The organism is Agriterribacter sp., assembly GCF_035444585.1.
Taxonomy (GTDB): domain Bacteria; phylum Bacteroidota; class Bacteroidia; order Chitinophagales; family Chitinophagaceae; genus Agriterribacter.
Genome location: NZ_DAOMOZ010000015.1, coordinates 20,464 through 40,085 on the forward strand (window position 1 = coordinate 20,464; position 19,622 = coordinate 40,085).

Consider the following 19,622-nt stretch of genomic DNA (forward strand, 5'->3'; position numbering starts at 1 on the left):
CAAGACACAGCATCAACGATATTTGCTGATAGACTGACGGCTGACAGCTTTTTCACAACTATTTAAAAACAACTGCTGCGAGGGGAGGCAGGTGAACGTTGAGCTCAAGAACCCGGTTTTTTTTGTCAATTTCAACTGTTTCAACATGGGGATTAAATACATCGCCGGTTCCCCAGTATTTTTTTGCGTCACTATTAAAAATCTCTTTCCATTCCTGCTTCCCTTTCACCTGTATTTTCCAGTTGCGGCGCGCCACAGGTGTAAGATTTAAAACAACAAGCACATCATCAATGGGCTTCTTTCCTTTTCGGCGATAAACAATTACGCTTTCGGGCCTGTGATTCAGGTCTATCCATTCAAATCCGTAGATATTGAACTGGTTTTCATATAAAGCAGGTTCACTGCGCAGCAGGCGGTTCAAATCGCCAACGCAGTCTTTTAACAGCCTGTGGCTGTCGTGCTGCAATAAATACCAGTCGAGTTCCGATTTATAATTCCACTCACTGGTTTGCCCGAACTCATCCCCCATAAAAAGCAGCTTACCGCCGGGGTGAGTAAACATATAAGAATACAACAGGCGCAGGTTGGCAAACTTCTGCCAGTCATCGCCTGGCATTTTATATATCATAGGACTTTTGCCATGCACTACTTCGTCGTGGCTCAGGGGAAGCATAAAATTCTCATCATAATAGTACATCATGCTAAAAGAAAACTTATCCTGGTGATAAGGCCGGTGTATAGGATCCAATTTAAAATAGTCCAGTGTGTCGTGCATCCACCCCATCATCCATTTCATTCCAAAGCCAAGTCCACCTTCGAAAGTGGGCTTGCTAACACCCGGCCAGTCTGTAGCTTCCTCTGCAATGGTTTGCACATCGGGAAAGTCGCGAAAAATGGTTTCATTCAGGTCCTTAATAAAAGCTATTGCTTCAATGTTGCCATCACCCCCATATTCATTGGGCTCCCATTGCCCCGTTGTACGGGAATAATTCAATTTGAGCATAGAACTAACAGCATCAACCCGAATTCCATCGGCATGATACTTATCAAGCCAATACCTGGCGCTGCTGATCAAAAATGATTTTACTTCTCCCCTTTTGTAGTTGAATATATAGCTGTTCCAGTCGGGGTGAAACCCTTTGCGCATATCTGCATATTCGTAGGTATGGGTGCCATCAAACATAAATAAGCCATGTGCATCATATGGGAAATGCGAAGGCACCCAATCCAGGATCACACCTATGCCTTCGCGGTGCAATGCATCTACCAGTTCCATAAAGCCCTGCGGATCGCCGAAACGGGATGTGGGAGCAAAATATCCTGCTCCCTGGTAACCCCAGGATCCATCAAAAGGATGTTCCATTACCGGCATAAATTCCACGTGGGTGAACCCGGTTTCTTTTATATAAGGCACCAACCGTTCTTTAATTTGAGCATAGGTATTATAGCTTTCTTCATCGTTCCTGTTGGGCCGCATCCAGCTTGCCAAATGTACTTCATATACACTCCAGGGGGCCTCCAGTGCATTGTTACGCTTCCTGTTTTTCATCCATGCATCATCATTCCACTCATATTCCAGCGTCCAGGTAATTGACGCTGTGGCAGGTCTTTTTTCCCAGAACCATGCAAACGGATCGCCCTTATCCTGCCGGCTCCCTTTATAACCATGGATATGGTATTTATATACTTCACCCTTTTGCATGCGAGGTATGAACCCTTCCCAAATGCCCGAATTATCCTGTCGCACAAACAATGGATGCGTTTCATTATCCCAGTTGTTAAAATTGCCTTTAACAGATATATAGGAGGCGTTGGGCGCCCATACCGCAAAATAATAGCCGTCGGTATCCAGCACCCTGGCAGGCCTTGATCCAAACAGGGTATACAAACTGTAATGCGTACCCTGTTGAAAATTATTTATATCTTCATCTGTAAATAAAGAATAGTTCCACACGTTTTTTGTACTGTCTACAAAATGAATCTCCTCATATTTTGCGCCTGTCACGTTATTATGGGGGTTCATCATTTTTTTTGATTTAGGTGCTGATAGTTTAGTTCTTTTGGATGTTCCTTCCGAAATAATTTTGGAGGATTTCTTTTGAGAAGCTTTTGTATGCTTTATGGATTTCTCAGATTTTGGCATTTTGCTGTATTGAATATGTAAAAGTTATTTTAACTTAAGATTAAAAGTACAGCTTATGGATTTAAAGATAAATAATAGATTTTCATATACTTAACTCTTTATCTTCTAAACACCTCTTATGCGTCAATCCATTCTCTGCTTTGTTGCTATTCTGTGCATTTTATCAAAAACATACGGACAGGATGCTTCTATCAGGGGCTCTGTTTTAGACACCGCCAATCAAAAGAAGCTGCAATACGCGGTAATTACATTGCTCAACCCGGCCGACTCTTCTATAATCACCTTCACAAGAACTGATAAAGAGGGCAGGTTTATTCTGCCCGCACATTCTCCCGGCAAATTTTCAGTAATGATCTCCTATCCTTCTTTTGCAGATTACGTGGATGAAGTGCAACTGCAGCCGGGCGCTGTTGTAGACCTGGGAACGATCAGTCTTACCAATAAAAGTGTTTTGCTGAAGGAGATCATTATCAGGCAGAACAATGCCATGCGTTTGAAAGGTGATACCATTGAATACACTGCTGATAGCTTTAAAGTGAGGGCTAACGCCAGCGCGGAAGAATTATTAAAGGCGATGCCGGGTATACAGGTTGACAAAGACGGAAAAATTATTGCCCAGGGGCAGGAGGTGCAGAAAGTACTGGTAGACGGGGAAGAATTTTTTAGCGATGATCCTACCGTAGCTACCCGAAACATAAGAGCCGACGCAGTGGACAAAGTGCAGGTATTTGATAAAAAAAGTGACCAGGCGGCATTTACCGGTATTGACGATGGCGAAAAGACGAAAACGATCAATCTTAAACTTAAAGAAGACAAGAAAAACGGTTATTTCGGAAAAGTATCGGCAGGGGGCGGTTTGAAGGATAAATTCAATAATGAGGCGATGGTGAACTTCTTTAAAGGTAAAAGAAAAGTCGCTGCTTTTGGTACCATGTCAAACACCGGTCAAACGGGACTCAACTGGCAGGATAGCCGAAAATACGGAGCCAGCGAAGATAACTTTGAGTACGACGAGAACAGTGGTTTTTTTTACTCGTTTGCTCAAAATGATGCTTTCGACTTTAATGGTAACGGGCTGCCTAAAGTATGGACCGGAGGGCTTCACTTTTCGAACAAATGGAATGAAGACAAACATAATTTCAACGCCAGCTATATGTATAAGAAACTGGACGTAGCAGGTGTTGGAGAAACCCAAACCCAATATATTCTTCCGGACACGCTTTATTATATTAACCAGCGCAATACCAATTTTTCGCAGCGCGACCGCAATACGCTGAATGGTAAATATGAAGTACAGCTTGATTCCTCGTCTTCGCTGAAGTTTGTGTTCAGCGGGTATAAAGGCCGCACGGAAACCAGCAGCATCTTTTATTCCGAAGCATTGAACGAAAACTCGGGTCCGGTAAATACCAGCAACAGAAAAACTACTAATAAAAACCAGGAATCCTCTCTGAATACGAATATCATTTACAGAAAGAAATTTAAAAAAACAGGAAGGACCATCACTGCCACGATGGAACAGAAGTATACCGATAATGATTCTCAGGGATATCTTGATGCGGTGAATAACTTTTATGGAGATGCCGGGGAGATTTTTCAGAATGACACGATTAACCAGCGCAAATACAACCATAGCAAACTGTTTACTTTTAACGGCAAAGCAACTTATACCGAACCCATAGGCAATAATAATTACGTGATACTGAACTATGGCATTTCCAATACCACCAGCAGCGCCGACCGGTCTACCTATGATTATAATGACGGCAAATACGATGTGCTTAACCCGCTTCTGACCAATGACTATGATTTTCTGGTTACCACCAATGCCGGTGGCATTGCTTATCGTATAGCCAAAAAAAAATATAACCTTTCATTCGGGAGTGACCTGGCTTCCCAGGCCTACACACAAAAAGATAACCTTAAAGATTCATCCTTCCATTACAACAGGCTGAACCTTTTCCCAAAAGCCAGTTTCTCTTATATCTTTAAACCCCAAACAAGGCTTAATTTTAGTTACAACGGCAGTACGCAGCAGCCTACCATCCAGCAAATACAACCGGTGCAGGAAAACAATGACCCTCTTAATGTTTTTACCGGTAACCCTGATCTTGAGCCCGCATTTAATCACCGTTTCAATATTTTCTTCAACGACTATAAAGTGCTTAAGCAGAGAGGCTTTTTCGCTAACGCAAGCTTCAACCTTATCAATAATGCCATTACCACAAGCAACACAATAGATAAATTTGGCAAACGCATATACCAGTCTGTAAACAGTAGCGGCACCTACAATTATTACTCCTATATAAGTTATAATATGGAAGTGCCCTCCATTAAAACCAGGTTCTTCGCCAATATTAATACGTACGGTGGTAAGGGGATCAACTTTGTAAACCTTGAAAAAAACATCACACATAATAATACTTATGCTGCAGGCATCGGAGGTTACTTCTCCAGGGAAAACAAAATGGGCATCAACCTCCGGACAAACGCATCTTACAACACTTCTGTAAGCTCTATTAATGAAGCTGTGCAAACCAAGTACTGGGTGTATTCCTATAATATAGACACCTATTTTGCACTTCCATATAAATTTGATCTCTCCAGCAACGCCGATTTTAATTTCAGGCAAAAAACTAATGTATTCGATCAGAACCGTAACACCATCATTTGGAATGCATCACTCAGCAAACGTTTATTTAAAGAAACCTGCTCTTTGAAATTTTCAGTAAATGATATTCTTGATCAGAATATCGGATTCAGGCGTGATATACAAAGCAATTTTATCACCGAAAATACATACGCTACATTAAGGCGGTTCTGGATGGTAAGCTTTACCTGGAATTTTTCTAAAAACAATGCACAAACGCAAAACCCATAGCCATGAAAGGAAACAGTACCATCATTTTGTTAATATTGCTGGGCATAGCGCAAATATCAAACGCACAATTTATCCTGAAAGGAAAAATAGAGTTTGAAAAAATCGTCAATATCTACAAGCAAATGGAGCTTGGTGATGATGGCTGGGCTGCAACGCTTAAAAAACAAACGCCCGAATTTAAGCATACTTATTTCAACCTGGTATTTACAGGAGATAAGACACTATATGAACCCGGCCGGGAAAGTAATGAAAAGCCGGCTCCCTTTGGTGAAGGCCCCGCATCTTCCAATGTAGTATACACCGATTTTGCCACTCAAACTACCGTAGCAGCCAAACAGGTATTTGATGAATCGTTTCTTATACAGGATAGCTTGCGCAAGTATCAATGGCATCTTACAAAAGATACCCGTAAGATAGCCGGATTTGACTGCAGGAGGGCTTTTACTGTTATTATGGACTCAGTATTCGTAGTGGCTTTTTACACCGATGAAATTGTTTCACCCGGTGGCCCTGAATCTTTTCAGGGATTACCCGGAATGATACTCGGTGTGGTTATTCCCAGGATGCATACCAACTGGTACGCTACCAAAGTGCAGCTTGAAGAAGTAAAAGCAAATACAGTTGTTCCCCCTAAAAAGGGTAAAAACACCAATTATTCCGGCATAGAAAAGACAATACAGAGCAGCCTTAAGCGCTGGGGCAAATGGGGACAAAAGTACATCTGGCAGATCATGATATGAGGCAGTTAACTGATTGATTTGCTAACTTGTGTTAACTGGTTGACTGACCAGTTGACATTTGGCTGGGAAAAACAAATAGGATGGCGCCTTCGGTTGCATTATACGTATCATGGATTAAATGGCTGGAAGCAAATATGCTTACCTGCCCTTCGGTAAAATATTTTAACATGGAATGTCCGGGGTGCGGAATGCAGCGCAGCATGATTTCGCTGCTTAAAGGAGATTTTTCAGATTCCTTTCTAATGTATCCTGCATTGTTACCACTTTTTCTGCTATGTGGTTATGCCCTGCTTCACCTGAAATATAAATTTCAACGCGGCTCAAAAACCATTATTGGATTGCAGACGGCTGTTGTAAGTATCATAACCGCACATTACATTTACAAAATTGTTACACATCAAATTTTCCATTAAATGAACCAACAGGACAGTTCCATATTTGCTCCACAATCACAACGTTCACTACCCAACGCTTCTGCAGTTCTGGCACTCGGTATTATATCCATTATTGGCTGTTGTTGTTATGGCGTTCCCGGTGTGGTGTGTTCAATTGTAGCATTGATCCTATATAGTAAAGACGCGCAATTGTACCAGGCAAGCCCCGAATGGTATACCCCTTCATCTTACAGCAATCTGCGTACAGGAAGGATATGTGCAATCGTTGGATTAATTCCTTCTATACTCTTTCTGGTGTTTTGGATATTTGTGATGATTACCGCAGGATTCGGCATTTTGAGTAATCCACAGGATATTTTTAACCGGATATAGGGAGTTGAAAATAAAATTTACAAAAAATTTTATAATCCGGACAAATGACCGTAAATTTGGGTCAGAAATCAAAGAATATGCCGGCGTCTAAAAAATATACAGTAGAAGATCCACCCTTAAATATCTTAGAAGATCCTGCAGTAGCATACGCTGCAGCAGTACCCTCCAGTGCTTTTTTAAACCTGGTTCAGAGGGTACTTCATCTCCTGGGTATTACGGGGCAATCGACGCCGTCAGCAATACGCAATAATGCAGATTTTATCGGAATAATCCGGGAAGGCGTTCCTAAAAAATCACTTGATCACCTCATGGATAATACCGGTTTAACGGTGTCTGAAATTTCAGCCATCATAAGAACTTCAGACCGAACCCTCAGAAGGTATACCGCCCGCCAAAAGCTTAATCCCGAGCAATCCGAAAGAATCATTGAGCTTGCCAGGCTCTACAGCCGTGGGGAAGAAGTTTTTGGTAGTATGGACGCCTTTAAACAATGGATGAACAGCACAGTAGTGGCCTTAGGCAATAAAAAGCCCAAAACATATTTAGATACTTCTTTAGGGATAACCCTTCTGATGAACGAACTGGGAAAAATTGAACATGGAATTTTTGCCTGATGAGAAAGGTGTACCGCATCAGTAAATGCATGTATATTGAAGACTTGAAAGGTACCGGAGCTGCAAATTATGCCGGTCGCTGGCACAGCAAAGGAACTTATATTTTGTATACAGCAGCCACAGCTTCATTGGCACTGCTTGAAAGCGTTGCACATATTGCCGGTATTCCTGCAGATGATTATTGCATGCTTTGCATAGAAATTCCTGAAGATAATATCCTCACCATAAGCATCAAAGATCTGCCGGAGAACTGGTATGCTAATCCATCACCCGGTTCACTGACCGCTATTGGTGATTATTTTGTCCGTAAAAATCAATACCTGGCACTACAATTACCTTCAGCCATTATGCCAGAAGACTATAATATTCTTATCAATCCAGGGCATAAAGACTTCGAAAAAACAAAAGTGCTGTACAAAAGGGTTATTCCTATCGATAGAAGGCTTTTATAGCAATTGCTTCATTTTCCGCTAAGAATTTCATGCCCCAGCTTATCCCGTTTGGTTTTCAGATATTTTTCGTTGTATGGATTTGGATGAATATGTAACGGCACATTTTCAACTATATTCAAACCATAACCTATTAATCCTACACGTTTGCGCGGATTGTTGCTTATCAACCGCATTTTGTTGATGCCAAGATGCCGCAGAATCTGAGCACCTACACCGTAATCCCTTTCATCCATTTTAAATCCCAGGTGAAGGTTGGCCTCCACGGTATCCATTCCTTCTTCCTGGAGCTTATATGCTTTCAATTTGTTTACCAGCCCTATCCCCCTGCCCTCCTGGTTCATATACAACACTACACCTTTCCCTTCTTTCTCAACCAACTTCATGGCTTCATGCAACTGATCACCGCAATCGCACCGAAGAGAGCCTAATATGTCTCCTGTAAAGCAGGATGAATGCACACGAACCAGCACAGGCTCGTCTTTTTGCCATTCACCTTTTACCAGTGCCATATGTTCGCCACTGGAAGGATTATTCCTTTCCCTGAAAATAATGAGCTTAAAATGACCATATTTAGTGGGCATATCTACCTTAACTATTTCTTCTATCAGAGAATCGGCTTTTAACCGGTACTCTATCAGATCTTTTATAGTGATCAGCTTAAGCTCAAATTTCTTTGCTATTTCCTGTAATTCAGGCAGTCTTGCCATTGAACCATCATCATTCATAATTTCTACCAGCACTCCGCCATATGGCGCATCAAAACCTGCCAGCCGTGCAAGATCAATAGTGGCTTCTGTATGACCGGCACGTCTTAATACACCCCCGGCCTTCGCTTTTAATGGAAAAACATGACCGGGCCTGCCTAATTCGGAAGGTTCTGTTTTGGGATTGACCAGGGCTTTGATCGTTTTGGAACGATCGTGGGCAGAAACCCCTGTTGTACATCCATGGCCCAAAAGATCAACCGACACTGTAAAGGGCGTTTCATGCAGGGAAGTATTGCTGATCACCATCAGATCAAGGTTCAGTTCTGTGCATCTTTCTTCTGTTAAAGGTGCACAAATCAGCCCTCTTCCATGTTTGGTCATAAAATTAATGATCTCGGGAGTGGCATTTTGCGCAGCAGTTATAAAATCGCCCTCATTTTCCCGATCCTCGTCATCCACTACTATTACGAGCTTTCCGTTCTTTATATCTTCAATCGCACTTTCAATAGTATTGAACATCTTTAAAATTTTGGCAAAGTTACGAATTGGCAGCCATGAAAGGGCATATACGATTCTGCCATCACTTTCCGGCGTCAACAGCATACTTAAAAGAGCAAATGTAACCACAAGAGGTTCCCGTAAAGGCATCTCTTTTACTGTTTATGTGCTCATTTTTCTTTTTAACCTTGTGTTCCAACACTTCATCCCCTGCGTACCGGCTGCTTTATTTGCACATTTCCCCATTTTCACATCTTCAAATTATTTCCCCATCCCCATTTTAAAAATACAGGCATGGCAACAGCCCAGGTAGGCACATCGTGCCGGCCATCTTTCAGCTCAAGATATTCGATATCGTCTTGCCTGTTATATCCTTTGCGTTCCAGTTCTTCTATCAGTCCAATCGTATCATCAATGCAGTCAATAATTCCGTTATTGTTGCGATCTTCCGTTTCATCAAGCGTTCCGGTTTCGAAAAAGAATTTAAGCCAGGGGTAATAGCCGCCTTCCCGTATTCGGGCATGCATGATGCGGTCGGTAGCTTCCACATAACCTTCATCAAGCCCTTTAGACCGCCACCAGAATGAGCCACTGAAAACCCCTGCTTTTGCAAATTCCCGGGGATGATGCCAGACAATATCCATTGCTGACAATCCGCCCAGGGAAAAACCCGCGAAAGACTTTTCTTTAAAAGTAACAATACCGGTTTGCAGATGAATGAACGGCAGCAGCTCCTCTAATATGAACCGGGTGTATAATGCAGCTTTAGCGCCCCGTCCTTTGTAATCGGCAACGAAAGCGGTACCGTATTCGTTTTTCCGGTCGTTGCCGCAATACACACCTACACAAAGTAAAGGATGGATTGCATTTTGCAGATATAACTCCGAAAGGATGCCGGACAAGCCCAGTTCTTCCATATTTTGGCCATCATTGATCAGCAGTAAGCTCACTTCACTTTTCTCAGCAAAAGCCGGAGGCATAAAAAAATCAATATGCACTTCCCGCTGCAGGTAACGGGAAGGAAGCCGCAATTTTTTTAATGGTATTATGGTTTTATTTTTTATCAGCATCAATATCAAATATAACGGAAAGATTTAAAGATAATTTGATCAGGTAAAATAGTTTTAGCTATATTACAATGCACTTAAAACCTATCATATATACCGTGCAAACTGTACGGAGAAAAAACACAGCAATGAAAAAAATAGGAATCCTGCACGGTAAAGAAAGATCTTTTCCCAATGCTTTTGTAGAAAGGATCAACAGTAAAAAAACTGATGGTATACTGGCCGAATCTGTAACTATTGCTAAAGTAATGCAGGGCGAGCCCAGCGGATATACCGTAATAGTAGACCGCATATCACAGGATGTTCCCTTTTACCGTGCCTTTCTTAAAAATGCTGCTGTCAGCGGTACAGCGGTAGTCAATAATCCTTTTTGGTGGAGCGCCGATGAAAAGTTTTTCAATAATGCTCTTGCCACAAAAATTGGTGTGCCGGTGCCCAAAACAGTAATTCTTCCCTCCCGGAATTTACCGGCGGATACGTCGGAAGAATCATTTGCCAATCTTGCTTTTCCGTTGGACTGGGAAGGTATTTTTAATTATGTAGGGTTTCCGGCATATATGAAACCTTTTGCGGGAGGGGGATGGAAAAACGTATACAGGTTAGAGAGCATGGAAGATTTTTTTGACAAACATGGAGAAACAGGCGAACTGGTAATGCTGCTCCAGGAAGAAATTGTATTTGATGAATATTACAGGTGTTATTGTATAGGTGGCAAACATGTGCGCATTATGCCTTATGAACCCCGCAACCCACATCACCTGCGGTATGTGAGCGACTTTAAGCCATCACCTGAACAATACCAGATTATGGAGGAAATTGTACTGCGGCTCAACAAATTCCTTGGCTATGACTTTAATACCGTAGAATTGGCGATTCGCGGTGGTGTGCCTTACGCCATTGATTTTTGCAATCCGGCTCCCGACGCTGATAAAGCCAGCGTTGGGGAAGAAAATTTTGAATGGGTTGTTGAAACTGCGGCCAATTATGCTATTGAAAGAGCCCTAAGCTGTGTTGAAGGATCGGATAACCTTACCTGGGGCGAATATGTAAAACGGAGTGTAGAAAAGCAGCCGTTAATGTAATTTGAAATTTGAGATTGATGCGTCCGGGCTGCAAACGCGGGCACAGGGATAGCCGGCATCATATTTATGATCTAAAAATTATCACTTGAATCTCTGATTGCACTAAACGAAACCAACGATATGGCTAATCTGAATTATAAACAATTTACGCTTGGTGTAGAAGAAGAGTACATGGTAATAGACCCCGTTACCTTTGAACTCAAAAGTCATGAACAAAAAATTGTATCAGAAGGGCAAAAGATCATAAAAGATAAGGTAAAGGCAGAGATGCACCAGGCAGTGGTTGAAGTAGGTACGGATATATGCGAAGGCATTGATGCCGCATACAACGATGTGGGATTGTTGCGCAAAACCATTGCAGGCATTGCCGGCGACCTTGGCTTTGCTATGGGCGCATCGGGCACGCACCCTTTCAGCCTGTGGGAAAGACAGCTTATTACAGATAACATACGTTATCATGAAATTGTGAATGAAATGCAGGATGCCGCCCGGAGCAATCTGATTTTTGGTTTACATGTGCATGTAGGTATGGAAAATCGCAGAATGGCCATACATATCGCCAATTCGGCCAGATATTTTTTGCCGCATGTATTTGCACTCAGTACCAACTCTCCTTTCTGGGAGGGAAGATACACCGGCTTTAAATCCTTCCGCACCAAAGTATTTGATAAATTTCCCCGTACCGGCATTCCCGATAATTTTGAAAGCATAGAGGCCTATGATAACTATGTTAACCTGCTGATCAAGACCAATTGCATTGATAACGCAAAAAAAATATGGTGGGATCTGCGTGTTCACCCTTTCTTTAATACTGTTGAATTTCGCATTTGTGATGTACCCCTAACTGTTGATGAAACCATAGCCATTACCGCTTTGTTCCAGGCTATATGCGCCAAGCTTTATAAGCTCCGGATGGAAAACATGAATTTCATACAATACTCCCGGGCACTGGTAAACGAAAACAAATGGCGCGCAAGCCGTTACGGGTTAGATGGTCACCTGATTGATTTTGGCAAGGAAGAAGAAGTAAATACAAGAGTGCTGATATATGAATTGCTTGATTTTGTAGATGACGTTGTAGATCACTTAGGATCGAGGCACCGCCTTGGAAATGTGCAAAAAATAATTGATCAGGGAACCGGTGCCGACCGGCAACTGGCTGTTCATGAAAACACCAAAAACCTAACCGCTGTAGCCGCTTATATTCATTCTCAATTTCTCGCAGATCTTTGACAGGCATTACTTTTTACATTCGCTGTATATTATCTATACAAAACCTCAGGCTTTCTTTCCATAAAGGAACATCAACGCCATAGGTTTCCCTGATTTTTGATGTATCAAGCAGTGAAAAAGGCGGGCGTTTGGCAGGTGTTGAGTATGCAACTGCTGGTACAGGATGCAGGATGCAACCGGCTCCGGTTATTTCCTTAATGGCCACTGCAAAATCGTACCAGCTGATGTTTCCTTCATTGCAGTAATGATAAATGCCCGGTAACCAAAGCTTACTATTGATGATTTGCATAATAGTATGAGCCAGATCTTTCGCATACGTTGGAGATCCTACCTGGTCATGCACTACACTGAGCTCCTTTTTCTCCTTCATTAAACGCATCATGGTCTTCACAAAATTACTGCCATATTCACTGTACATCCAGGAGGTGCGTATAATTATGGTTTCAGGATTGTGTGCTACAGACAATGCTTCACCCATTGCTTTGGAAGCGCCGTAAACATTTATAGGATCAACGTTGGCATCTTCTTTGTAAGGAACGGAAGATTTCCCGTTAAAAACATAATCAGTAGAAATATGTAAAAAACCTGATTGATAAGCTACACATGCATCCGCAAGTATTTTAACACCCTCCGCATTGACAAGAAATGCCTTTTTTTTCTCTGATTCGGCCCTGTCAACAGCAGTGTATGCTGCGCAATTGATACAAAATTGCGGACGAATGGCATCAAAAACGGACTCTGTTTCAGCTTTTTGTTCAACAGCCATATCCTGTCCCGAAAAAAAAATGAATTCAAATCCCGGATAAAATGCTGTAATATCCTGTATGGATCTGCCCAGTTGGCCGCCAGCGCCGGTTACAAGTATTTTTGGTTTCTGCATGAACAAATGATTATCTCTCGAATACGAAACGGCTTTTGCAATCTTTTAATGAAGGGTGCCCCTGATCCTTATCGGAAAGTATAACCTTGTTAGCCGGGATTTTCCAGTCAATATTTAAAAAAGGGTCATTGTATGCAATGCTGCCTTCTGCCGATTTTTCGTATAGATTATCGCACTTGTACAGTACAGTTGCATTTTCACTCAATACTGAAAAGCCGTGAGCAAAGCCTGCAGGAATAAGCAGTTGCAGTTTATTTTCGGAAGAAAGCTCAATGCTGTATACTTTACCGTAACACGGTGAGCCTGTTCTTATATCTACTACTATGTCTAAGATCTTCCCGCTTAGCGTGCGTACAAGCTTTGCCTGTGCTTTGGGAGGATTCTGATAGTGCAAACCTCTTATCACTCCGTAATGAGAAAAAGACTGGTTATCCTGTATCCAGCGATAATCTACCCTATTTTCCCGGAATACTTTTTCGTTGTAACTTTCAAAAAAAAATCCCCTCGCATCTTCAAATACAACAGGCTGAAAAATAAGAAGCCCCGGGAACTCTGTCTTTATAAACGGCATGAAAATCTGGTTGTATTACAGCAATGGTAAAATACTGCATGAATGTGCGTGAAGATACGAATGTTCTTCTATCGCTTTGCATATTGATCTGCGTAATATTGCTGGTACTGACCGGACGTAACGTGGTTGACCCATTCCTGGTTCCCGAGATACCAGTCTACCGTTTTTTCCAGTCCTTCTTCAAACCGAAGCGAGGGTTTCCATCCTAACTCGTTATGCAACTTAGTTGCATCAATCGCATAGCGCAGATCGTGGCCCGACCGGTCTTTCACGTATGTGATAAGCTTTTCCGATTGTTCTTTGGGCCTACCCAATTTGGTATCCATTATAGTGCAAAGCAGCTTAACGAGATCTATATTTTTCCATTCGTTGTATCCCCCAATATTGTAGGTTTCTCCCACCCTCCCCTTGTGAAAAATAATATCAATAGCCCGGGCGTGGTCCTCCACCCACAGCCAGTCTCTCACATTTTCCCCTTTTCCATAAACCGGAAGCGGCTTATTGTTCTTAATATTATTGATCATCAGGGGGATCAGCTTTTCCGGAAAATGGTGCGACCCGTAGTTGTTGGAACAATTGGATATCAGTGCCGGCAACGCGTACGTGTGATAGTAAGCCTTTACCATGTGATCTGAAGAGGCTTTGGAAGCTGAATAGGGTGAACGCGGGTCATAGGGCGTTTTTTCCGTAAAAAAGCCAGTTTCTCCCAACGAACCATATACCTCATCAGTAGACACGTGGTAGAAAAGTTTATTGCTGTAATCACCATTCCAATACTTCCTGCAGGTATTCAGCAGTACAGCCGTACCCAACACATTGGTTTTTACAAAAGCCAGCGGATCCATTATAGAACGGTCAACATGGCTTTCGGCGGCCAAATGTATCATGCCATCAAAAGCATATTTACCAAATAACTGATCCATTCGTTGCTCACTGCAAATATCGGCATGCTCAAAAACATAATTGGGAAATTGTTCAATATCCCTCAGGTTTTCAAGATTACCGGCGTAAGTGAGCGCATCAACATTAACGATGCGATAATCGGGGTATTTGGTTACAAACAGTCTCACAACATGAGAGCCGATAAAGCCGGCCCCACCTGTTACGCCTATGGCTTTAGCATATTGTGTCATTATAAACTCCAATATTTCAAATTTGCAAATCTGTTCCTGTACAGTCCTTTCAGATCAGCAAAAATGGCGTTTGGATTGGTAATTCCAAGCAAATATTCTTCTGTTAAATTTTTATACTCATTATGGGGCACTCCCAGTATAACCGCATCATAATTCTTTCCAATTGCAGGAGAAAGCGGGAACCCATATTCGTGTTGAAGTTCATCATTATCAGCATAGGGATCAACAATATCTACATTTAATGAAAATGCCCTCAGTTCTTTTATCATGTCTATGATCTTTGAATTACGGATATCGCTTACATTTTCCTTAAATGTTGCCCCCATGATCAATACCCTTGCCCCGGTTGCTTCTTTGGCATGTTTAATAATATGCTGCACCACTTTTTTAGCCACATACAAAGGCATTTCATCGTTAATTACGCGGCCGGCAAGTATAACACGTGATTCGTAGCCCAGTTCACTGGATTTATATGTTAGATAATAAGGATCAACTCCTATGCAATGCCCGCCCACAAGACCCGGCTGGAACTTCAAAAAGTTCCATTTGGTTCCGGCAGCTTCCAGCACTTCATAGGTATTAATGCCCACCATATCAAAAATAATGGATAGTTCATTCATTAAAGCGATGTTCAGGTCGCGTTGTGTGTTCTCAATAACCTTTGCCGCTTCGGCCACTTTAATGCTCGACGCTTTATGTACTCCTGCCCTAACAACAACCTCGTATGTTTTAGCGATTTCTTCGAGTGATTCTGTATCCGAACCCGATACCACTTTAATAATCCTGGAAAGTGTATGCTCCCTATCCCCCGGATTGATGCGTTCCGGTGAATAACCCAGTTTAAAATCAATATTCATCTTTAACCCGCTCAATTCTTCAATAATGGGAAGACAATCTTCTTCAGTGCAGCCGGGGTATACGGTAGACTCATACACTACATAATCTCCTTTTTTAATTACTTTGCCAATGGTTTCAGAGGCTTTTTTTACCGGCAGAAGATCCGGTACATTATGATCATCAACGGGGGTTGGAACAGCAACAATAAAAAACCTCGCTTCTCTCAATACATCCAGCGAACTGGTGAACTCAATATCACATCCTTCAAATGCCGAGGCTTCCAGCTCATTACTCGGATCAATGCCCTGCTTCATCATATCAATGCGTTTGGCATTGATATCAAAGCCAATTACACTTATGCTTTTTGCAAATTCAAGTGCAATGGGTAAACCCACATAGCCCAATCCTATTACGGCCAACTTAGCCTTCTTGTTGATAATATCCTGGTAGATTAACATAAAAGTTATTTTTTAAATTCTTTAGGTAGTTTATACAATTCTTCTTTTGGTAAAGATTTAAAATAATCAAATGTAATTTTCAATCCCTCTGCACGGCTTACTTCGGGGTTCCACTGTAATATTCTTTTGGCGAGGCTTATATCGGGCTGCCGCTGTTTGGGATCGTCTGTAGGTAACGGCTTATATACGATTTTCTGATGTGTACCCGTAAGTTTAATTATTTCTTCAGCGAAATCCTTAAGACTGATCTCATCGGGATTCCCAATATTCACCGGATGTACATAATCGCTGTACAGTAATCTGCAAATGCCCTCAACGAGGTCGTCTACATAGCAGAAGGAACGGGTTTGTGAACCGTCGCCAAATACCGTCAGGTCTTCTCCGCGAAGTGCCTGCCCGATGAATGCGGGCAAAGCCCTTCCGTCGTTCAGGCGCATGCGTGGACCATAGGTATTAAAAATGCGGACGATTCTTGTTTGAACGCCATGGAAAGTATGATATGCCATAGTAATGGCTTCCTGAAAACGTTTGGCTTCATCGTATACACCCCGCGGTCCTACCGGATTTACATTTCCCCAGTAATCTTCTGTTTGCGGGTGCACCAAAGGGTCGCCATATACTTCAGAGGTGGAAGCAACCAATATTCTTGCCCCCTTGGCTTTAGCCAGCCCAAGGCAATTGTGTGTGCCCAATGAACCGACTTTTAAAGTTTGAATGGGGATTTTAAGGTAATCAATGGGGCTTGCCGGCGACGCAAAATGAAGGATATAATCTATATGCCCGGGAACATGAATAAATTTTGAAATATCGTGATGATAAAATTCAAACTGTTCCAGTGCAAACAACGGCTCAATGTTTTTGAGATCGCCTGTTATCAAATTATCCATGCCAATAACATGGTAATCTTCCTTAATGAACCTGTGGCAAAGATGAGAGCCTAAGAATCCCGCGGCTCCTGTTATCAATATTCTTTTTTTCATTTTCTTTTTTGTTTACCGGGAAATTACAGGCCGCCCTATACTTTCATAGTAAAAGCCCAATTCGCGGATAGCATTAACATCAAACAAGTTTCTGCCATCAAAAATCACTTTGCGTTTCAGGTTAGACACAATTTTCAGAAAGTCTGGCGTTCTGAACTCGTTCCATTCTGTGGCGATTACCAATGCATCAGCATCTTTCAGGCAATCGTACTGGTTGGCGGCAAAAACGATTTTATCGCCTGCCACCTGCCGAACGTTATTCATAGCCTCCGGGTCATATGCTGCAACAGACACTCCTTCCTGCAATAAAGCGTCAATAATTTCCAGTGCCGGGGCTTCTCGTATATCATCTGTATTGGGCTTAAAAGCCAGCCCCCACAAAGCAATTTTTTTCCCTCTCAGGCCATCTTTAAAGTACCTTTTTATTTTAGTTACCAAATGCAATTTTTGCTTTCGGTTAACCTCCATCACGGCATTCAGAATTTTAAAGTCATAATCAATTTCGTTAGCGCTTTTTACCAAAGCCTGTACATCTTTTGGGAAACAGCTTCCCCCGTAACCGATACCGGGAAATAAAAATCTTTTTCCAATTCTGTCGTCACTTCCTATACCGCGCCGCACCATATCAACATCTGCATCCAGCTTTTCACACAACTGGGCTATTTCATTCATAAAAGAAATTTTGGTAGCAAGAAACGCATTCGCCGCATATTTGGTGAGTTCGGCCGACCGCCTGTCCATAAAAATAACCGGGTTTCCCTGGCGTACAAAGGGCGCGTACAAATCCGTCATCACTTTTCTGGCTCTCTCTGAAGATGCTCCGATTACCACTCTATCGGGTTTCATAAAATCATCTACAGCTACCCCTTCACGTAAGAATTCAGGGTTGGACACTACATCAAAAGCAACCTTATTATTGTTTTTTCGATCCTTAGAATCAGTATCAGAGCTCTCAATTACAGCCTGTTCCACCTTTTCGGCGGTTCCCACCGGAACCGTGCTTTTATCCACAATAACCTTATACTGACCCCGCTTAAGAATCTTACCCAGTTCCTTGGCAACACTCAATATATATTTTAAATCGGCGGAGCCATCTTCTCCGGGAGGCGTTGGAAGCGCCAAAAAAACAACTTCAGCATCTTCAATTCCTTCGGCCAGACTGGTAGTAAAATGCAGTCGCCCTTCTTTCAGGTTACGGAGAAAAATTTTTTCGAGCCCCGGTTCATATATAGTAATCTCGCCACCGCTCAACTTCTCCACCTTGACTTTATCAATGTCTATACAAGTAACCGTATTACCGGTTTCGGCAAAACAGGTCCCTGTAACCAAGCCTACATACCCTGTTCCTACTACTGCGATTTTCATTTATATCTATTGTTTGTTTAGTTATTAATGTATGCCAATACCTTTTGTGTAATAAAGGCAAGTTGTTCCTCATCTAGTTCTGTATGTATGGGAAGGGAAATCACTCTTTCTGTCAGCCAGTCTGTTTGGGGCAACCGGTAAGCTGCTCCTCCAAATGCTTCAAACATCTTTTGCCGGTGGGCGGGTACAGGATAGTAGATCATGGAAGGAACCCGGTGTTCGGTGAGGTATTTATTAAGCCCGTCTCTGTTTACTCCATTTAAGATCAATGTATACTGATGAAATACATGATCGGTGTATGGCGCAGTAAAAGGAGTTGTGACTTTAGGATGGTTGGCAAAAGCTTTATTGTAATAAGCGGCAGCCTTTTGCCTTGCAGCTATGTATTCACCGAGCTTTTTGAGTTTAACATTCAATATGGCAGCCTGCAAAGTATCCAGCCTCGAATTGCATCCTACAATCTCATGGTAATATTTTACTTTTTGTCCGTGGTTGGCGATCATTTTTAATCTTTCCGCCAGCTCATCATCGTTGGTAAATATTGCACCTCCATCGCCGTAACAGCCCAGGTTTTTGGAAGGAAAGAAGGAGGTGCAGCCGATAGTACCGATCGTGCCTGCTTTCTTTTTTACTCCACTATTAAAAATATAATCGCAGCCAATTGCCTGAGCATTGTCTTCAACCACATGCAGGTTATGTTTTTCGGCTATCTGCATGAGGACTTCCATATTGGCTGCCTGCCCATATAAATGAACCGGCACTATAGCCCTGGTTTTGGGGGTAATGGCTTTTTCAACAGCCTCGGGAGATATACAAAATGTTTGCGGGTCCACTTCTACAAAAACCGGTTTCAGGCGCAGCAATGCTATTACTTCTGTAGTAGCAATATAAGTAAACGAAGGTGTAATCACTTCATCGCCCGGCTCAAGACCAAGGGCCATTAAAGCAATTTGAAGTGCATCTGTTCCGTTGGCACAGGGTATTACATGTTTCGAACCTGAATAGGCGGCAAGATGCTGAGCAAAATCCTGAACAGGCTTGCCGTTAATAAAAGCACAACTGTCCAGTACTTTGTGAATAGCTTCATCCACATCGGATTTGATATGCTCGTACTGTTGCTTAAGATCTACCATTTGAATAGGCCGCATATGTATTTCTATTTTGTAAATGGGTGCAAAAATAGTAAAATATGCATAGGATAAGCAATAGGTATT

Annotated in this window: 18 protein-coding genes; 8 read left to right on the plus strand and 10 right to left on the minus strand. The window is 42.2% G+C overall.

The window, feature by feature from the left end:
- Positions 1-58: 58 nt before the first annotated feature.
- Positions 59-2,026: a 1,4-alpha-glucan branching protein GlgB gene (gene glgB / locus PLH26_RS02945; protein WP_324584490.1), complete on the minus strand. Its 1,968-nt coding sequence runs from the start codon at positions 2,024-2,026 to the stop codon at positions 59-61.
- Between the two features lie 235 nt (positions 2,027-2,261).
- On the opposite strand from glgB, the gene PLH26_RS02950 reads away from it, so the two are divergent.
- The 6 genes from PLH26_RS02950 (at position 2,262) to PLH26_RS02970 (ending at position 7,597) form a co-directional block, all read left to right on the plus strand.
- Positions 2,262-5,024: an outer membrane beta-barrel protein gene (locus PLH26_RS02950; protein ID WP_324584491.1), complete on the plus strand. Its 2,763-nt coding sequence runs from the start codon at positions 2,262-2,264 to the stop codon at positions 5,022-5,024.
- A 2-nt stretch (positions 5,025-5,026) separates the two neighbouring features.
- Complete coding sequence (locus PLH26_RS02955) at positions 5,027-5,764, plus strand: GLPGLI family protein (RefSeq protein WP_324584492.1); 738 nt, start codon at positions 5,027-5,029, stop codon at positions 5,762-5,764.
- 134 nt (positions 5,765-5,898) lie between these two features.
- Positions 5,899-6,177, plus strand: a complete 279-nt coding sequence (locus tag PLH26_RS21695; RefSeq protein WP_502876359.1) for a DUF2752 domain-containing protein — start codon at positions 5,899-5,901, stop codon at positions 6,175-6,177.
- Complete coding sequence (locus PLH26_RS02960) at positions 6,178-6,531, plus strand: CCC motif membrane protein (RefSeq protein WP_324584493.1); 354 nt, start codon at positions 6,178-6,180, stop codon at positions 6,529-6,531. It begins immediately after the preceding gene.
- A gap of 44 nt (positions 6,532-6,575) precedes the next feature.
- The gene (locus PLH26_RS02965) at positions 6,576-7,145 is read left to right on the plus strand and encodes an Xre family toxin-antitoxin system antitoxin (protein ID WP_324584494.1); all 570 of its coding nucleotides are present in this window, start codon (positions 6,576-6,578) and stop codon (positions 7,143-7,145) included.
- Complete coding sequence (locus tag PLH26_RS02970) at positions 7,145-7,597, plus strand: RES family NAD+ phosphorylase (RefSeq protein ID WP_324584495.1); 453 nt, start codon at positions 7,145-7,147, stop codon at positions 7,595-7,597. The genes PLH26_RS02965 and PLH26_RS02970 overlap by 1 nt, the downstream gene beginning before the upstream one ends.
- Before the next feature lie 8 nt (positions 7,598-7,605).
- On the opposite strand, the gene PLH26_RS02975 is transcribed toward PLH26_RS02970, so the two are convergent.
- Positions 7,606-8,823 (minus strand): bifunctional 3,4-dihydroxy-2-butanone-4-phosphate synthase/GTP cyclohydrolase II, encoded by a 1,218-nt coding sequence (locus PLH26_RS02975; protein ID WP_324584496.1) that lies wholly within the window; start codon positions 8,821-8,823, stop codon positions 7,606-7,608.
- A gap of 227 nt (positions 8,824-9,050) precedes the next feature.
- Entirely contained in the window at positions 9,051-9,872 is an 822-nt protein-coding gene (locus PLH26_RS02980) for an alpha/beta hydrolase (RefSeq protein ID WP_324584497.1), read from the minus strand.
- A gap of 125 nt (positions 9,873-9,997) precedes the next feature.
- Here PLH26_RS02980 and PLH26_RS02985 point away from each other — a divergent pair, with 125 nt between their 5' ends.
- On the plus strand, positions 9,998-10,951 hold the full coding sequence (locus tag PLH26_RS02985) for an ATP-grasp domain-containing protein (protein ID WP_324584498.1): 954 nt from the start codon (positions 9,998-10,000) through the stop codon (positions 10,949-10,951).
- A gap of 120 nt (positions 10,952-11,071) precedes the next feature.
- On the plus strand, positions 11,072-12,184 hold the full coding sequence (locus PLH26_RS02990; RefSeq protein ID WP_324584499.1) for a carboxylate-amine ligase: 1,113 nt from the start codon (positions 11,072-11,074) through the stop codon (positions 12,182-12,184).
- Positions 12,185-12,197: 13 nt separating this feature from the next.
- Here PLH26_RS02990 and rfbD read toward each other — a convergent pair whose 3' ends face one another.
- The 7 genes from rfbD to PLH26_RS03025 form a co-directional block, all read right to left on the minus strand.
- Positions 12,198-13,064, minus strand: a complete 867-nt coding sequence (rfbD, locus tag PLH26_RS02995; RefSeq protein ID WP_324584500.1) for a dTDP-4-dehydrorhamnose reductase — start codon at positions 13,062-13,064, stop codon at positions 12,198-12,200.
- Positions 13,065-13,074: 10 nt separating this feature from the next.
- Positions 13,075-13,635 (minus strand): dTDP-4-dehydrorhamnose 3,5-epimerase, encoded by a 561-nt coding sequence (gene rfbC / locus PLH26_RS03000; protein WP_324584501.1) that lies wholly within the window; start codon positions 13,633-13,635, stop codon positions 13,075-13,077.
- Positions 13,636-13,703: 68 nt separating this feature from the next.
- Complete coding sequence (gene rfbB, locus PLH26_RS03005) at positions 13,704-14,768, minus strand: dTDP-glucose 4,6-dehydratase (RefSeq protein ID WP_324584502.1); 1,065 nt, start codon at positions 14,766-14,768, stop codon at positions 13,704-13,706.
- Complete coding sequence (locus tag PLH26_RS03010) at positions 14,768-16,063, minus strand: nucleotide sugar dehydrogenase (protein WP_324584503.1); 1,296 nt, start codon at positions 16,061-16,063, stop codon at positions 14,768-14,770. The genes rfbB and PLH26_RS03010 overlap by 1 nt, the downstream gene beginning before the upstream one ends.
- Positions 16,064-16,068: 5 nt before the next feature.
- Positions 16,069-17,043 (minus strand): UDP-glucuronic acid decarboxylase family protein, encoded by a 975-nt coding sequence (locus PLH26_RS03015; protein ID WP_324584504.1) that lies wholly within the window; start codon positions 17,041-17,043, stop codon positions 16,069-16,071.
- A 12-nt stretch (positions 17,044-17,055) separates the two neighbouring features.
- Positions 17,056-18,408 (minus strand): UDP-glucose dehydrogenase family protein, encoded by a 1,353-nt coding sequence (locus PLH26_RS03020; protein WP_324584505.1) that lies wholly within the window; start codon positions 18,406-18,408, stop codon positions 17,056-17,058.
- 17 nt (positions 18,409-18,425) lie between these two features.
- A partial coding sequence (locus PLH26_RS03025; protein ID WP_324584506.1) for a DegT/DnrJ/EryC1/StrS family aminotransferase occupies positions 18,426-19,622 on the minus strand: 1,197 nt, incomplete at its 5' end.